The 15,761-nt window shown below is 71.0% G+C and carries 19 protein-coding genes and 1 pseudogene; 7 read left to right on the plus strand and 13 right to left on the minus strand.

The genetic code is table 11. The annotated features are described in order from the left end of the window. Window position 1: 1 nt before the first annotated feature. The 10 genes from WFK95_RS13950 to WFK95_RS13990 form a co-directional block, all read right to left on the minus strand. On the minus strand, window positions 2-670 hold the full coding sequence (locus WFK95_RS13950; protein WP_336671044.1) for an alpha-ketoglutarate-dependent dioxygenase AlkB family protein: 669 nt from the start codon (window positions 668-670) through the stop codon (window positions 2-4). Between the two features lies 1 nt (window position 671). Then, the gene (locus tag WFK95_RS13955) at window positions 672-1,379 is read right to left on the minus strand and encodes a 2OG-Fe(II) oxygenase (RefSeq protein ID WP_336671045.1); all 708 of its coding nucleotides are present in this window, start codon (window positions 1,377-1,379) and stop codon (window positions 672-674) included. After that, a complete protein-coding gene (locus WFK95_RS13960; protein WP_336671046.1) occupies window positions 1,376-1,978 on the minus strand; it encodes a methylated-DNA--[protein]-cysteine S-methyltransferase in 603 nt (200 codons plus the stop codon). The genes WFK95_RS13955 and WFK95_RS13960 overlap by 4 nt, the downstream gene beginning before the upstream one ends. Further along, window positions 1,975-2,445, minus strand: a complete 471-nt coding sequence (locus WFK95_RS13965; RefSeq protein ID WP_336671047.1) for an RNA polymerase sigma factor — start codon at window positions 2,443-2,445, stop codon at window positions 1,975-1,977. Before WFK95_RS13965 ends, WFK95_RS13960 begins: the two co-directional genes overlap by 4 nt. After that, a complete protein-coding gene (locus tag WFK95_RS13970) occupies window positions 2,442-2,972 on the minus strand; it encodes a methylated-DNA--[protein]-cysteine S-methyltransferase (RefSeq protein WP_336671048.1) in 531 nt (176 codons plus the stop codon). Before WFK95_RS13970 ends, WFK95_RS13965 begins: the two co-directional genes overlap by 4 nt. Before the next feature lie 83 nt (window positions 2,973-3,055). Next, window positions 3,056-4,099, minus strand: coding sequence for an alpha/beta fold hydrolase (locus WFK95_RS13975; RefSeq protein WP_336671049.1), 1,044 nt, complete (start codon window positions 4,097-4,099; stop codon window positions 3,056-3,058). Window positions 4,100-4,244: 145 nt separating this feature from the next. Further along, a complete protein-coding gene (locus tag WFK95_RS13980) occupies window positions 4,245-4,550 on the minus strand; it encodes a DUF1416 domain-containing protein (protein ID WP_068522737.1) in 306 nt (101 codons plus the stop codon). Between the two features lie 11 nt (window positions 4,551-4,561). Beyond that, on the minus strand, window positions 4,562-5,389 hold the full coding sequence (locus WFK95_RS13985; protein WP_224649331.1) for a sulfurtransferase: 828 nt from the start codon (window positions 5,387-5,389) through the stop codon (window positions 4,562-4,564). A 132-nt stretch (window positions 5,390-5,521) separates the two neighbouring features. Continuing rightward, window positions 5,522-5,605 carry a putative leader peptide gene (locus WFK95_RS24755; RefSeq protein ID WP_369123335.1) on the minus strand — a complete coding sequence of 28 codons (84 nt, stop codon included), beginning with the start codon at window positions 5,603-5,605 and terminating at the stop codon, window positions 5,522-5,524. Window positions 5,606-5,676: 71 nt separating this feature from the next. Continuing rightward, window positions 5,677-6,492, minus strand: coding sequence for an LmeA family phospholipid-binding protein (locus WFK95_RS13990; protein ID WP_336671050.1), 816 nt, complete (start codon window positions 6,490-6,492; stop codon window positions 5,677-5,679). 109 nt (window positions 6,493-6,601) lie between these two features. On the opposite strand from WFK95_RS13990, the gene WFK95_RS13995 reads away from it, so the two are divergent. From WFK95_RS13995 to WFK95_RS14025, 7 genes are all read left to right on the plus strand, one after another. Further along, entirely contained in the window at window positions 6,602-7,336 is a 735-nt protein-coding gene (locus WFK95_RS13995) for a winged helix-turn-helix domain-containing protein (RefSeq protein WP_224649335.1), read from the plus strand. Beyond that, the gene (gene mshD, locus WFK95_RS14000; protein ID WP_224649337.1) at window positions 7,337-8,212 is read left to right on the plus strand and encodes a mycothiol synthase; all 876 of its coding nucleotides are present in this window, start codon (window positions 7,337-7,339) and stop codon (window positions 8,210-8,212) included. Between the two features lie 169 nt (window positions 8,213-8,381). Beyond that, a complete protein-coding gene (pstS, locus tag WFK95_RS14005) occupies window positions 8,382-9,467 on the plus strand; it encodes a phosphate ABC transporter substrate-binding protein PstS (RefSeq protein WP_255603900.1) in 1,086 nt (361 codons plus the stop codon). Between the two features lie 110 nt (window positions 9,468-9,577). Further along, on the plus strand, window positions 9,578-10,585 hold the full coding sequence (pstC, locus tag WFK95_RS14010; protein WP_374201346.1) for a phosphate ABC transporter permease subunit PstC: 1,008 nt from the start codon (window positions 9,578-9,580) through the stop codon (window positions 10,583-10,585). Next, window positions 10,582-11,496, plus strand: coding sequence for a phosphate ABC transporter permease PstA (pstA, locus tag WFK95_RS14015; RefSeq protein ID WP_224649339.1), 915 nt, complete (start codon window positions 10,582-10,584; stop codon window positions 11,494-11,496). Before pstC ends, pstA begins: the two co-directional genes overlap by 4 nt. A gap of 14 nt (window positions 11,497-11,510) precedes the next feature. Beyond that, a complete protein-coding gene (pstB, locus tag WFK95_RS14020; RefSeq protein WP_224649341.1) occupies window positions 11,511-12,287 on the plus strand; it encodes a phosphate ABC transporter ATP-binding protein PstB in 777 nt (258 codons plus the stop codon). 49 nt (window positions 12,288-12,336) lie between these two features. Further along, on the plus strand, window positions 12,337-13,476 hold the full coding sequence (locus WFK95_RS14025; protein WP_224649344.1) for an FHA domain-containing protein: 1,140 nt from the start codon (window positions 12,337-12,339) through the stop codon (window positions 13,474-13,476). A 66-nt stretch (window positions 13,477-13,542) separates the two neighbouring features. Here WFK95_RS14025 and phoU read toward each other — a convergent pair whose 3' ends face one another. The 3 genes and pseudogenes from phoU to WFK95_RS14040 all read right to left on the minus strand — a co-directional run. Beyond that, a complete protein-coding gene (gene phoU / locus WFK95_RS14030) occupies window positions 13,543-14,205 on the minus strand; it encodes a phosphate signaling complex protein PhoU (protein WP_212553810.1) in 663 nt (220 codons plus the stop codon). Between the two features lie 65 nt (window positions 14,206-14,270). After that, window positions 14,271-15,473: a tRNA dihydrouridine synthase DusB gene (gene dusB, locus WFK95_RS14035; RefSeq protein WP_224649346.1), complete on the minus strand. Its 1,203-nt coding sequence runs from the start codon at window positions 15,471-15,473 to the stop codon at window positions 14,271-14,273. Window positions 15,474-15,604: 131 nt separating this feature from the next. Beyond that, window positions 15,605-15,761: pseudogene (locus tag WFK95_RS14040) on the minus strand (acyl-ACP desaturase); the annotation flags it as partial.

Consider the following 15,761-nt stretch of genomic DNA (forward strand, 5'->3'; position numbering starts at 1 on the left):
GTCAGCCCTCCATGCCGGTCTCGCGGAGGGTGAGGTTGATCCGCCCCGTCTCCAGGCCGCAGCCGGGCGGCGCCGTCCCGGGCTGCACGGCGGTGACGCCGTGGAAGGCCAGCCGGGACGGGCCGCCGAAGACCACGAGATCGCCGGATTCGAGCGTCACGTCCGCGTAGGGGCGGTTCCGGTTCTCCGTGTTGCCGAGCCGGAAGGTGCAGCTGTCGCCGATCGACAGGGAGACCACCGGCGCGCGGGAGACCTCGTCCTTGTCCTGGTGCATGCCCATGCGGGCTCGTTCGTCGTAGAAGTTCACCAGCGCGGTGTCGGGCGTGTACCGCTCGACCTCGCCGGCGTCGTGCCCGGTGTCGGCGAGCGCGCTCCGGCCGGCCAGCACCAGCCAGTCCGGGAAGGGGAGGACGCGAGCGCCGTTCACATCGGTGGCCTCCCGCGAGTAGCGGTAGGGCTGCCAGTGCCAGCCCAGGCACACCGTGCGCACCGACATCGGGTGCCCGCGCACCGTCGCCGCGCGGATCGGCACCGGCCCGGTCGACCACTCCCGGAACCGGCGGACGATCCATTCCTGCTGCGCGAGGTCGAGCCAGCCGCGGATCAGGTACGCGCCCGGCGCGAGGTCGACCACGGCTCGGTCGGGCGGGAACAGCATGTCGGAGCCCATGTCACGCCGCGTCGTGGAAGACCAGGGCCAGCGTGTGCCGCTCGCCGGAGCGGACCGTCGAGACCCCGTGCCGCACGGGCGCCGCGGACCAGCCCCGCGCGGAGCGGACCGGGCGATCGCGGGTGGTGAACACGAAGCCGTGCCCGCGCGGCAGCGTGAAGGACGTGCCGCGGGACTGGGCGCGGGGCCGCTGCTCGAGCAGCAGGAACTCGCCGCCCTCGTGGTCCACACCGGGATCGTTGAGCGCGATCACCACCTGCAGCGGGAAGACCAGGTCGCCGTACAGGTCCCGGTGCAGCGCGTTCCAGTCGCCGGCGCCGTACTTCAGGAGGATCGCCGTCGACTTCCGCTGGCCCGCCTCGTGGCACATCGCGAGCCACTCGTCGAGGTCGTCGGGCCACGGCGCCTCGCGGCCCAGCCGCTCCCACCATCGTCGCGCGATCGGCAGCAGGTGCGGATACAGCGCGTGTTTGAGCTCGTCGATCGGCTCCGGATACGGCCGGGCGAAGTAGCGGTACTCCCCGGCGCCGAACCGGTACCGCTCCATGTCGATCGTGCTGCGGAACAGCTCTTCCCGCCCGTACAGCTCCCGCAGTTCGACGGTGCGCTCGTCGGACAGGAGGCGGGGCAGGAGCGCCCCGCCCACCGCGTCGAGCTCGGCGGAGACGGCGCCCCAGTCGGCGGAGTCGAGCCCCGGGGCGGCGCTCATGCGGCCGACTCCAGCTCCAGCAGGGCGGCTTTCGCCTCCACGCCGCCGACGTACTGCCCGATGCCGCCGTCGGACTTCACCACGCGGTGGCACGGGACCACCACGGGCAGCGGGTTCGTGGCGCACGCGGTGCCGACGGCGCGGACCGCCGCCGGGCTGCCGACGAGCTCGGCCACCTGCTTGTAGCTCAGCGTCGTCCCGTAGCCGATGTCGGGCAGCCGGCTCTGCACCAGCTGCCGGAAGCCGTGCGAGAGGGCGTGATCGAGCGGGAGGTCGAACGCGGTCCGCCGGCCGGCGAAGTACTCGTCGAGCTCGCGGGCCGTCGCGTCGAGCCGTCGCGGCGCGCGCAGCACCCGCGGGCTCACCTTCTGCGCCAGTGTCTCCAGGACGGCGTCGTGGTCCTCGCGGGCGTAGGCGACCCGGACCAGGCCGCGCTCGGTCGCCGCGAGCAGCAGACCGCCGACGGGGGAGTCGACGACGGTGTAGGCGATGTCGAGCAGGCCGTCCGCCTCGGCGCTCGCCGCGAGGCGGGCGCGGAGCCGGGCGAGGGCGTCGGTATCGGCCGGGGCCGAGAGGGTGTCGGTGATCTTCTCGCTCATGAGAGTTCCTCCCTGGTGCGAGTGGTTCGGAGTTTCTTGAGGCCGTCGGCGGCCGCGCGGCGCGCGGCGTCGACGGTGCCGCCGAGGATCTCGGCGATCTCGGCGTAGGGCAGGTCCGCCGCGTAGCGGTACGCGACGGCCTGCCGTTGCTTGTCCGGCAGGGCCGCGACGGCGACCCAGAGGTCACCGTCGGGCAGGGCGGAGGTGACGGGGCGCTCCGGGACGGTGTCGACGGGGACGGCGCGCCGCTGCGCCGCCCGGACCTGGTCGATGGCCTTGCGGTGCGCGATGGTCACGAGCCAGGCCTCGACGTTCGCCGATTCCGGCAGGTCCGGGTAGGCGCGCAGCGCGGAGAGGAAGGTCTCGGACCACGCGTCCTCGGCGTCGTGCGGGCCGAGGATCGCGCGGCAGACGCGCAGCACCGTGCCGGCGTGCTCGTCGACGAGGCGCTCGAACGGTGGTTTCACGCCGCCCCCGGGGTGTGGGCGCCCATGCCCGGGAGCCAGGGCTCGCCGGCGGCGGCCTCGACGTCGAGCAGGATCCGCTTGCGGCGCAGGCCGCCCGCGTACCCCGTGAGCGTGCCGTTCGACCCGAGCACGCGGTGGCACGGGATCAGCACGCACAGCGGGTTCGCGCCGACGGCCTGCCCCACGCCCCACGCCGACGTGACGAAGCCGAGCCGCTCCGCGAGGGCGCCGTACGTCGTGGTGGTGCCGTACGGGATCTCCCGCAGGGCGGCCCAGACGGCCTCCTGGACGTCGCTGCCGTGGGTGGCGAGCGGCAGGTCGAAGTCGCGGCGGTCCCCGGCGAGGTAAGCGCGGATCCGATGCGCCGCCTCGTCGAGCAGGACATCGGTGGCGACGCGCTCCCCGAACGACGACTCCGCCGGCCGGCGGATGTGGTGGCGGAAGTACACGCCGGTCACGGCGCGTCCCTCGGCGACGAGCGTCAGCTCGCCGAGGGTGGTCTCCGCCACGATGTGCCTGGTGCTCATGATCTCTCCTCGTCTCGATCCTGCCCTGTAGACGCCGCGGGCGGGCGGAACGTGAGATCCGGATCTCCAGGAGAATCGAGGGGCTACCCGGTGTAGCCGGGGCGGGCGAGCAGCTCCCGCAGTCCGGCGTCGATGAAGGCCGTGTCGACGGGGTTCTTGCCGCCGCCCGCGAAGTGGCCCCACACGCCGGGAATCACCCGCACGTCGCCGTGCTCGATGAACTGCGAGGCCCACGCCTCGTCCTCCGGCGGGAAGTAGAGGTCCTTCTCGGCGGGCATCGCCAGCACCGGGCACTTGATCGAGCGCAGCGCGGCCTCGTGGTCTCCGTCGAACCCGGGGGTGTTGCCGACGTTCCCGGCGTGCCACGTGCCGATCATCGCGATCAGGTTGTTGGGGTCGCGGCCGTCGCGGAAGAACTGCTCCCAGAAGCCGTAGAGGAAGTCGTCGAGCGAGGTGAAGCCCAGCTCGCGCCAGGTCTCGTTCCAGTAGAAGGCCTGGGAGAAGCCCCATCCCGAGTAGATCCGGGCGAACGCGCGCAGGCCCTTGATCGGCGGGCGCGCGGGCTCGTAGTCGCCGTCGGCCCACGCCGCGTCGGCCCGGAGCGCCTCGCGCAGGGATTCGAGGAACACCTGGTTGTGCGGTGCGGTGCGGCTGGAACCGCAGAACGGGGCCGCGCGCTGCACCATCTCGGGGTGGCTCACCGCCCACTGATAGGTCTGGCCCGCGCCCATCGACCAGCCGGTGACCAACGCGATCGTCGAGATGCCCCACTTCTCGGTGAGCAGGCGGTGCTGCGCCTCGACCTGGTCGTAGAAGGTGACGAGCGGGAAGCGGGCGTGGTCGTACGGCGAGGCGGCGTTCGACGGGGAGGTCGAGAGGCCGTTGCCCAGCATGTTGGGAATGACGATGAAGTACTCGTCCGGGTTCAGGGTCTTGTCGGTGCCCACGAGCCACTCGTTGTCGGTGTGCCAGCCCGAGTACCAGGTGGGGTAGACGATCACGTTCGACTTGTCGGCGTTGAGCGTGCCGAAGGTCTTGTACGCGAGGCGGGCGCCGCGCAGGGTGTGGCCGGACTGCAGCGTGACGTCGCCGAGCTCGAAGTACTCGGCGTCGGAGGGAGCGGGCACGATGGGACTCCTCGGGTAGCGGATTCGCGACGTAGTACCGAATCGGTACTGATCCCCGACGCTACCCGTCCGATTTCCGCCGGGTAGCGGAAAACGGAAAGGGCGCGCACCCGGAATCCGGATGCGCGCCCCTCACCTGTCCGGCCTACTTGGCGACGGTGATGTCCTGGTTGTAGACGCCGTTCGACTCGGGCGAGACCTGGATGTCGCCGTTGCCCACGGAGGACAGCGCGCGCAGCGTCCAGGTGCCCGGCGCCGCGAAGAAGCGGTAGTCGCCGGTGCCCGAGGCCACGACCTCGGCGGTGAACTCGCCGGTGCCGTCGAGCAGGCGCACGAACGCGCCCGCGACGGGGTTACCGGCACCGTCGAGGACCTGACCGGTCAGGACGGTCTCCTTCTCGACGTCGACGCCTGCGGGCAGGACCTGGCCCTGCTTCGGTGCTCCACACATGATGGTCTTCCTTACTTCTCGATCGGGGCGCCCACGAGGGAGCCGTACTCGACCCACGAGCCGTCGTAGTTCTTGACGTTCTTCTTGCCGAGGAGCTCCTGCAGCACGAACCACGTGTGCGAGCTGCGCTCGCCGATGCGGCAGTACGCGATGGTCTCCTTGGACTCGTCGAAGCCCTTCTCCGCGTACAGCGTCGCGAGGTCCTCGTCCGACTTGAAGGTGCCGTCCTCGTTCGCGGTGGTCGACCACGGGATGTTGATCGCACCGGGGACGTGGCCGCGCTGCTGCGCCTGCTCCTGCGGGAGGTGCGCCGGCGCGGAGATCTTGCCGGAGAACTCGTCGGGCGAACGCACGTCGACGAGGTTCTTCTTGCCGATCGAGTCGATCACCTCGTCGCGGAAGGCGCGCAGCGACAGGTCGACGGGCTTGGCCTGGTAGCTCGTGGCCGGGCGGGACACCGCGTCGGTCGACAGCGGGCGGGCGTCGAGCTCCCACTTCTTGCGGCCACCGTCGAGCAGCTTCACGTCCTGGTGGCCGTACAGCTTGAAGTACCAGTAGGCGTAGGCGGCGAACCAGTTGTTGTTGCCGCCGTACAGCACCACGGTGTCGTCGTTGCCGATGCCGCGCTCGGAGAGCAGCTTCGAGAAGCCCTCCTGGTCGAGGAAGTCGCGACGGATCGGATCCTGCAGGTCCTTGCGCCAGTCGAGGCGGACGGCGCCCTGGATGTGGTTGTCGTCGTAGATCGACGTGTCCTCGTCGACCTCGACGAAGACGACACCCGGGGTGTCGAGGTTCTGCTCAGCCCAGTCTGCGGAGACCAGGACGTCGGAGCGAGCCATGAGGATCCCTTTCGTTGATTCCTAATGGACGTGAAGTGACAGCGAAATCGCTACTTCGAGGGGTGCGCGGATGCGCTGGGAGGGCATGGGGATGCACCGAGGATCGGGCACCCGGCCCGGGGAGAGGCGGGACTAGCCCAGACAGCAACAACCGGCCATACGGCACAGATCGACCGCCAGACGGCGGGTGAGCAGCAGCTCACAGCGGTTGCGCATGAGACCGAGAATACCCAACCCGCGCGGTTCCGTCACGGGAGGGTCACGGGGCCCTCAGCGGCGCGCGGGCCTCAGGCCAGCGGCCGGTAGAAGGCGCCGGGGGTGACGGTGACCCCGTCGGCCTCGCCGAGCAGCACCACGTCGGCGTTCTCCGCCCGCGCGCCCGTGGGCGCGACGCCGAAGGGCAGGGCCATCCGCGGCAGCACCCGGGTGAAGGCGGCCAGGACCGTCCGGTCCTCGCCCGGCAGCAGGTCCGCCGACGCGTGATCCTCGGGACCCGAGTAGATCCCGGTGGCGCGCACGGAGATCGCGTCGCCCTCGTTGGTGAAGTCCGCGGCGACCGAGATCAGGACGGTGCGCTTCGGCTCGGCGGGGGTGGGCAGGGGGACGGTGCCGGTGAGGACGATGCCCTTCGACGCCTTCACGTAGCCGTCGGCGGGGCTGCCCGCGCCGGCGCGCTTCGGGGCGGGCGTGTGCACCTGCAGGTCGACGATGTCCATGTACCGGCCCACCGTCTTCTGGTCCAGCCGCACGCGCGCCTCCACGTGCCCCGCGGCGATCGGGGTGTCCGGCGCGAACGTCGGCAGCAGGCCGCCCGGGATCCGGACGTCGGCCATCTCGGTCTCGAGCCGGGCGGAGCGATCGTGCACCGTCGCCGGGACGGCGATCGTCAGCTTCGGGTGCTCCCCGCCCGAGGTCAGGTAGGGGAACCCGCCGATCGTCACCTCGGGGTCGTCGGACAGGCCCGCGGCCGCCCGCAGCTCGCGCGACAGGCGGTACTCGGCCGTCGCCGCGGATCCGAGTTCGGCGAGCAGCGCGACCGTGAGGAGCGTCGCTAGGGCGATCAGAACCCGCCTGATCCACGCCCGTCCCTGCCCCTGCGCCACGCTCGCACCCTCTCGTCGACACCGACGCCGTCACGCGCGGCGTTCTGACCACCGCTATTCTGACATTCGACATTTTCTTCGAGACCGCCGCGCACTGTGGGGAGGGCATGTGGATCTGATCCTGCTCACGTCCGACCGGGAGCCGGACACGGTGCTGCCGTCGCTGTCGCTGCTGCCGCACACGGTGCGCACGCTGCCCGCCGACGTCTCGTCGCTGCTGGAGGTCGGACCGGCGGAGGTCGCCCTCGTGGACGCCCGCACCGACCTGGTGACGGCGCGCGGCCTCTGCCGGCTGCTCGGCAGCACGGGCGCGGGCCGGATGGCCGTGGTCGCGGTGCTCACCGAGGGCGGGCTCGTCGCGGCCAGCGCCGACTGGGGCCTCGACGACTTCCTCCTCCCCACGATCGGGCCCGCCGAGATCGACGCCCGGCTGCGGCTCGTCGCCGCGCGGCGCGACGCCGGCGGCGAGGACGAGGTGGCCGACAAGGTCACCCTCGGCGAGCTGGTCATCGACGAGGGCACCTACACGGCCCGCCTGCGCGGCAAGCCGCTCGACCTCACCTACAAGGAGTTCGAGCTGCTCAAGTTCCTGGCGCAGAACGTGGGCCGCGTCTTCACTCGCGCCCAGCTGCTGCAGGAGGTGTGGGGCTACGACTTCTTCGGCGGTACTCGCACCGTCGACGTGCACGTCCGGCGCCTGCGCGCCAAGCTCGGCGCCGAGCACGAGGGCATGATCGGCACGGTCCGTAACGTGGGCTACAAGGCGGTGCGGCCCGTGCGCGGCAAGGGCGAGCGCCCCGTCGAGGACATGGAACCGACGGACGAGGATCTCGAGGAGATGTAGATGGTCGACGTGGTGCGCGGTCCGATCGCCGATGCGGAGGCGGTGCTCGGGATCGCCGGCGCCGCGGAGGCCGCCGATGGCATCGGCCCGCTCTCGGAGCAGTTCCGCCTCGGCATCGCGGGCGACGGCCCGCACGTGCTCGCGCGGGGCGCGGGCGGCGCACCGTCGGGCTACGCGGGGGTCGTGGTGCCGCCGGCCGGCGGGCCCGGCGCGGCGGAGGTGGTCGTCGCACCGTCGGAGCGCCGACGGGGCCTGGGCCGCGCCCTGGTGACCGGGGCTCTCGACCTCGTGGGCGACGGCGGCACGGTGTGGGCGCACGGGGACCTCCCTGCCGCCCGCGCGCTCGCCGCGAGCCTCGGCCTGACCGCGGTGCGCACCCTGTTGAACCTGCGTCGCCCGCTCGCCGGGCTGGACCCGGTTCCGGCCCCGTCCGCGGGGGTGACCGTCCGGACCTACGCGGGCCCGGCCGACGACGCCGCGATCCTCGCGGTGAACAACGCCGCCTTCTCCTGGCACCCCGAACAGGGCGGCTGGACGGGCGAGCAGATCGACGAGCGGACCGGCGCCGACTGGTTCGACCCGGCGGGTCTGTTCCTGGCCGTCGACGAGCAGGACCGCCTGCTGGGCTTCCACTGGACGAAGGTCGCCGATCCGGCCGCGGGCCTTGGCGAGGTGTACATCGTGGCGGTCGCCCCCGCAGGTCAGGGACGCGGGCTGGGGCGGTTGCTGACCGCCGCCGGGCTGGAGTACCTGGCCGGTCGCGGCCTCGCGGAGGTGGAGCTGTACGTGGAGGGCGACAACGAGGCGGCCCTGCGGACCTATACCCGGCTGGGTTTTGAGGAAAGCGAAAGACACGTCGCGTACGCACTACGGTAATCCACTCGACCGGGCGAGTTTCCCGTCCGTTCACCCGGGACACCCGATTCGGACACCCGGCCTCCCTATGTTGCTGGATGACACCCGCAAAGTGCCGGGGTGATCAGTCCTGACTCGACCCGGAGGAATCTCGGTGAACTTCAAGCGTGGATCCGTATCGGCCCTGGCCATGGTGGCCGCCCTGTCCCTGACCCTGTCCGCCTGTGGCGGCGAGGAGTCGAGCGAGGCCGCGGGCAGCTCGTCCGCCGGCGGCTCCGGCGTGCAGTGCGACGGCAAGCTGCAGCTCAAGGGCAGCGGCTCGACGGCGCAGGCCAACGCCATGACCGTCTTCAAGAACACCTTCGCCCAGGACTGCTCCGGCGCGAACGTCGACTACAGCGGCAACGGCTCGGGCCAGGGCATCACCGAGTTCACCTCGGGCCTGACCAACTTCGGCGGCTCCGACTCGCCGCTCAACGCCGACCAGGCCAAGAAGGCCGAGGAGAAGTGCGGCGCTCCCGCCCTGAACCTCCCTCTCGTCTTCGGCCCGATCGCCGTCGCCTACAAGCTGCCCGGCGACGTCGCCGTGAACCTCTCGGCCCCGACCCTGGCGAAGATCTTCAGCGGCGTCGTCACCAAGTGGAACGCCCCCGAGATCGCCGACGAGAACAAGGGCACCGCGCTGCCCGACCTGCCGATCACCGTCGTCTTCCGCTCCGACGAGTCGGGCACCACCGAGAACTTCCAGAAGTACCTCGGCTCCGCCGCGCCGGCCGAGTGGTCCGCCGACAAGAAGGGCAAGGCCTTCAAGGGCGGCACCGGCCAGGGCGCGAGCGGCAACGCCGCCGTTGCCGCGACCGTGAACAAGGCCGAGGGCACCATCACCTACGCCGAGTGGAGCTTCGCCAAGGCGCAGAAGCTGCAGGTCGCCAACATCATCACCTCGGCCGGTCCCGAGGCCGTGAAGCTCTCGAGCGAGTCGGTCGCCAAGACCATCGAGTCGGCCAAGTTCAAGACCCCGGGCAGCAAGGACCTGGTCATCGACACCGAGGGCTTCTACAAGCCGTCGGCGGCCGGCGCCTACCCGATCGTGCTCGCGACCTACGAGATCGTGTGCTCCAAGTACGCGGACGCCGAGGTCGGCAAGGGCCTGAAGACCTTCCTCAAGGTCGCCGCCAGCAAGCCGGCGCAGGACCAGCTCGCGGGCCAGGGCTACGCCCCGATCCCCGAGTCCTTCCGCACCACGCTCACCGAGTCGATCGACTCGATCCAGTAAGACACTGCTGAACCACCGGGCGTCGTGCGGGCGGCCAGGCACAATGGCACTCGCACGACGTCCGGCTCAGCCGGAAGGACGATTTTCGCGTGGCCGAACAACGGGGAAACATGGCGACTGAGGATTCGACGGACCGCGACGCCGACGGCGCCGTAGCGGCCACCGACGGGGCTCCCACCCGCACCACCTTCGCCGGCGGTCACGACCGCATGGAGAAGATCTTCAAGTGGGCGGCGTACGCCTCGGGCGTCCTGCTCGTCGTGGTGATCGCGCTGATCTTCCTGCAGCTCGTGGTGCAGGCGGTCCCGGCGCTCACCAAGAACAACGTCAACTTCCTCACCAGCTCCGAGTGGCAGACGACCCCGTCGAACATGCGGTTCGGCATCCTCGAGCTGCTGAAGATCACGGTCCTCTCGTCGGTGATGGCGCTGATCATCGCGGTCCCGGTGGCCGTGGGCATCGCGACCTTCCTCGTGCAGTACGTGCCGCAGCGGCTCTCGCGGCCGCTCAGCGCCGTGATCGACCTGCTGGCCGCGGTCCCGTCGATCATCTACGGCCTGTGGGGCATCTTCGTGCTGGCGCCCTTCCTGGTGCCGCTCCAGAAGTGGCTCAACGAGAACCTCGGCTGGTTCTTCCTGTTCAAGACCGGCAACGTCGAGCTGTCGCTCGGCTCGACGGTCTTCACCGCCGGCATCGTGCTCGCGATCATGATCCTGCCGATCATCACGTCGATCACGCGCGAGTCGCTGCGGCAGACCCCCGTCGCGCACCAGGAGGCCGCGCTGGCCCTGGGCGCCACCAAGTGGGAGGTCATCCGCCTCACGGTGTTCCCCTACGGCCGGTCCGGCATCGTCGCGGGTTCCATGCTGGCCCTCGGCCGCGCCCTGGGCGAGACCATCGCGGTGCTCATCATCCTGTTCGCCGCCACCAAGACCTCCATCTGGTCGCTGTTCGACAGCGGCTACACCTTCGCTTCGAAGATCGCTTCCGCCGCCGCTGAGTTCGACAACGTCGATCAGCGCGGCGCCTACATCGCCGCCGGCCTCGTGCTGTTCGTGCTCACCTTCGTGGTGAACGCGGTCGCCCGCTGGATCGGCGGGGGACGGGTGAACGGATGACCGCCACCGAGCTCGACGACGTCGCCAAGAGCGGCACCGTCTTCCACCGCACGTCGACGGCGCGCCGGATCAAGAACAACGCCGCCGCGATCATCTTCGGCGCGTGCTTCCTGCTGGCCCTCGCGCCGCTGATCTCGCTGCTGTACATGGTGATCGCCAACGGCGTCCCGGCGATCATCCATCCCGAGTGGTGGACCAAGTCGATGGTCCGCGTGGCCCCCGACTCCTACGCCGGCGGCATCCGGCACGCCCTCTACGGCACGCTCGTGCAGGCCGGCATCGCGGCGCTGTTCTCCGTGCCGATCGGCGTGATGGTCGGCATCTTCCTCGTCGAGTACGCCGAGGGCACCCGCCTGGGCAGGGTCACCACCTTCATGGTCGACGTGCTCGCCGGCATCCCGTCGATCGTCGCGACGCTGTTCATCTTCGGCATCTGGATCACGACCTTCGGCATGCCCCAGTCCGCCTTCGCGGTGAGCCTCGCGCTGATCCTGCTCATGGTCCCCGTCGTCGTGCGCTCCACCGAGGAGATGCTCAAACTCGTGCCCAACGAGCTGCGCGAGGCCTCCTACGCGCTCGGCGTGCCCAAGTGGAAGACGATCGTGCGGATCGTGCTGCCGACGGCCGCGTCCGGCATGGTGTCCGGCGTCTTCCTGGCGATCGCCCGCGTGGTCGGCGAGACCGCGCCCGTGCTGCTGCTCGTGGGCATCAGCGACCGGATGAACTACGACCTGTTCAACGGCAACATGTCGTCGCTGCCGCTGTTCATCTACGACCAGTACCGCAACAACCCCGGCGCCGTCGGCGAGTACCGGGCGTGGGGCGCCGCCCTCACCCTGGTGATCCTCGTGGGCATCGCGAGCGGCCTGGCCGCCCTCATGTCCCGGCTGCTCGCCCCCAAGACGAAGTAACAAGGAGAACCGACATGGCGAAGCGCCTGGACATCAAGGACCTCAACATCTACTACGGCGCCTTCCACGCGGTGCAGGACGTCTCGCTGACGGTGCCGCCGAACTCGGTCACGGCGTTCATCGGACCGTCCGGCTGCGGCAAGTCGACGGTGCTCCGGTCGATCAACCGCATGCACGAGGTGACCCCGGGCGCGCGCGTCGACGGGCACATCACGCTCGACGGCACCGACATCTACGGCACCGGCGTGGACCCGGTGGGCGTGCGCAAGACCATCGGCATGGTCTTCCAGCGGCCCAACCCGTTCCCCACCATGTCGATCCGCGACAACGTGGTGGCCGGCCTCAAGCTGCAGGGCATCCGCAGCAAGTCGAAGCTCGACGAGGTCGCCGAGCAGTCGCTGCGCGGCGCGAACCTCTGGGGCGAGGTCAAGGACCGCCTGAACAAGCCCGGCGGCGGCCTCTCCGGCGGCCAGCAGCAGCGCCTGTGCATCGCCCGCGCGATCGCCGTCAGCCCCGACGTGCTGCTCATGGACGAGCCCTGCTCGGCCCTCGACCCGATCTCGACCCTCGCCATCGAGGACCTGATCGGCGAGCTCAAGCAGAAGTACACGATCGTCATCGTCACCCACAACATGCAGCAGGCGGCCCGCGTCTCCGATCAGACCGCCTTCTTCAACCTCGAGGCCACCGGCAAGCCCGGCAAGCTCATCGAGATCAACCCGACGGAGAAGATGTTCTCCAACCCGGACGAGCGGGCCACCGAGGATTACATCTCGGGCCGCTTCGGCTGACGGGTCACACCGATACGGCGTCGTCGGATATCGGCCGTATCCTATGGGGATGACATCGCAGCCCCGGACCGGCGACCGGTACAGCACCGTGCTGCCCGGCGACCGCGTGGTGGCCCGCGCGCGCGAGCGGTTCCTGTTCGTGGACGCGCCGGCCGTCGGCGGGCCCGCCGCGGTCGCGGAACTGCGCGCGGCGCTCGAGGTCGACGGTGACGTCGCCCCCGTCCTGAGCGCCATCACCGGCCCGGCCTTCGCCGTCGTCGAGCTGAGGAACGGCACGGCGCGGGCGATGCTGCGCGGCATCGCGGGGGCGGACGTCGAGCTCGCGATCACCGTCGCGATCTTCCCGTCCGCCGCGGCGGCGACGCCCGGTCACGTGCTGCACGCCGGCGGCGACTTCGCGGAGCGCGTCGCGCCCCTGGCCCCGGGCTCGGTGGTCACGGTCACCGTCGGGCCGCCGCCCCCGCCCGCCCCGGTGTGCGTGCCCGGCGCGCTCCACTTCGACGACGGTGCCGTGCCCGGCGCAGGCGTCGTGATCTGGTCGGACGAGTCCGTGCAGCCCGAGGCGGAGGGCGAGATCGCGACGGACGTCTTCCCCGCCGACGCGCCCACCAACGAGGAGCCGACCGGGGTGAGCCCGCTCTTCGCGGCCACCGACTACGAGGTGGACGTCGGCGACGTGAGCGCTGCCGTGGCGGCCGGGCCCACGGTCGAGGGCCGGCGCTGCGCCTTCGGGCACCTCAACGCGCCCGTCGCCGCGTACTGCACCCGCTGCGGCGCCCTCGTCGATCGACGGGCTCCGTTGGAAAGCGGCCCGCGGCCGCCGCTGGGGCTGCTCGTCGCCGACGACGGCACCGCCTTCGTCGTGGAGAACGACATGGTGATCGGGCGCGACCCCGCAGCGTTCGTCGCGCAGCGCGCCGGTCGTTCGCTCGACGGTTCCGGGCGGCTCGCGCCCGTCGTCCTGCCGGACCGCAGCGGCGCACTGTCGCGCGCCCACCTGGAGATCCGCATCGACGGCTGGCAGGTGCTCGCCGTCGACGTGGGCTCGGCGAACGGCACGTGGGTGCGGCCGCCGGGCGCGGCGCAGCCCCTGCGTCTCCCGCCGGGGCAGCCCGTGCCGCTCGGCGTGGGCTCCGACATCCATCTCGGGGGCAGGATCCTGCAGCTGCAGGACGGCGTGGGTTCCTGAGCGCGGGCCCGGCCTGACCTCGGACAGCGGAACGGCCGCCCCGGAGGGCGGCCGTGCGTGCGCGTGCTACTTCGAGATGTCGGCGGTGGGCTCGGGGCTGCCGGTGGCCTGGAAGATCACGCGGCGGCCGATCTCCACGGCGTGGTCGGCGAAGCGCTCGTAGTAGCGGCCCAGCAGCGTCACGTCGACGGCGGCGGCGACGCCGTGCTTCCACTCGCGGTCCATGAGCACGGTGAACAGGTGGCGGTGCAGGTCGTCCATCGCGTCGTCCTGCTCCTCGATCTCCGCGGCCTGCTTCGGGTCCTGGGTGACCAGGACCTCGCGGGCGGAGTTCGCGAGCTCGACCGCGAGGCGGCCCATCTCGGCGAAGTAGCCGTTGACCTCCTCGGGGAGGGTCTTGTTCGGGAAGCGGCGGCGGGTCACCTTGGCGACGTGCAGGGCGAGCGCGCCCATCCGGTCGACGTCGGCCACGATCTGGAAGCCGGAGACCACGACGCGCAGGTCGCTGGCGACCGGCGCCTGCAGCGCGAGGAGGGAGAAGGCCTCCTCCTCGGCGCGGCGGCTCAGCCGCACGATCTCGTCGTGCTCGGTGATGACCTCTTCGGCGAGGGCGAGGTCGGCCTGGAGCAGCGAGTTGGTGGCCTTCTCCATGGCGATGCCCGACTTGTCGCAGATGTCGCCGAGGATGTCGTTGAAAGCAGCCATCTGCTGGATGTACGCGTTACGCATGTGCGCAGTATATCGGCCTTTTCATACACGACCGCAGCGTTGGATGAACGACGGGTGAACGACGGTTAACCGCCGCTCGTCTCCACCTCGGCGCCCGGCATCGCCGCGGCGTCCGACTCCCACGGATCGTCCAGCCAGCCCTCGGGGAGGACCACCTTGCCGGGCGTGCCCTGCCGGCCGCGCGGTCCCTCGGCGTCCTTGGGGAAGGGCACGTCCTGGGGCAGTGTGTCCAGCAGTGCGCGCAGGTCGGCGAGGGTCTTGACCGTGGCGAGCCGCGTACGCAGCTCGCCGCCGGCGGGGAAGCCGCGCAGGTACCAGGCGACGTGCTTGCGGATCTCCCGCATGCCCTTGTCCTCGCCGTGGTGCGCGGCCAGCAGCTCGCCGTGCCGGTACATGATGTCGGTGACCTCGCCCAGGTGCGGCGGGACCGGCATCGGGGTGCCGTTGATCGCGGCGGAGAGCTCGGAGAACAGCCACGGCCGGCCCAGGCAGCCGCGGCCCACGACGACGCCGTCGCAGCCGGTGCGCTCCATCATGGTCACGGCGTCCTCCGCCGCGAAGATGTCGCCGTTGCCCAACACCGGGATGGTGTCGCCGAAGTGGTGGTGCACGTGCTCCTTGAGGCGGGCGATCTCGTCCCAGTCGGCCTGGCCCGAGTAGCGCTGCGCGGCGGTGCGGGCATGCAGCGCGACGGCGACCGCGCCCTGCTCGGCGGCGATCCGGCCGGCGTCGAGGTGGGTGTGGTGCTCGTCGTCGATGCCGATGCGGAACTTCACCGTCACCGGGATCTCGGGGGAGCCCGCGGGGGAGCCGTCGGCGATGCCGCGCACCGCGGCGTCGACGATGCTCGCGAACAGGTTCCGCTTGTAGGGCAGCGCGGAGCCGCCGCCGCGGCGGGTGACCTTGGGGACGGGGCAGCCGAAGTTCATGTCGAGGTGATCGGCCAGGCCCTCCTCGGCGATCATCCGGGCGGCCTCGTAGGTCCACTTCGCGTCGACGGTGTACAGCTGCAGGCTGCGCGGGTCCTCGTCGGGGGCGAACGTGGTCATGTGCATCGTCACCGGATGCCGCTCGGCGAGGGCGCGGGCCGTGACCATCTCGCACACGTACAGCCCCGCGACGGTGCCGGTGCGCGCGCGCTCCAGCTCCCGGCACAGGCTGCGGAAGGCGACGTTGGTGACGCCGGCCATCGGTGCGAGCACGACGGGGGAGTCGAGCTCGAACCGCCCGATGCGCAGCTTGGGCTGCGTCGTGGTGGCTGTGGTCATCAGTGCTCTCCCGTGGTCGTTCATTCCATGATCGCTGGCGGCGGCCGGTTCCGGCAAACCGCGGCGGCCTCGAACGAGAAGAAACCCGCCGGGCCTCGGCGAGGCGCGACGGGTTCCGGTGTGCGTCGGTACTAGACGGCCAGTCCGGCCTTCTCGCGCTTCGCGGCCTCACGGGCCAGCGAGCGGTCGCGCATCTCCTCGAACTTGACGGCGGCGGCTTCGAGCTCGTCGAGGAAGGCGGCGAGTTCCTCGCGGGTGCGCTCGCCTTCGGCGGTGAAGTCTTCGCGC

The sequence above is a fragment of the Tsukamurella sp. USMM236 genome (genome assembly GCF_037148755.1).
GTDB lineage: Bacteria > Actinomycetota > Actinomycetes > Mycobacteriales > Mycobacteriaceae > Tsukamurella.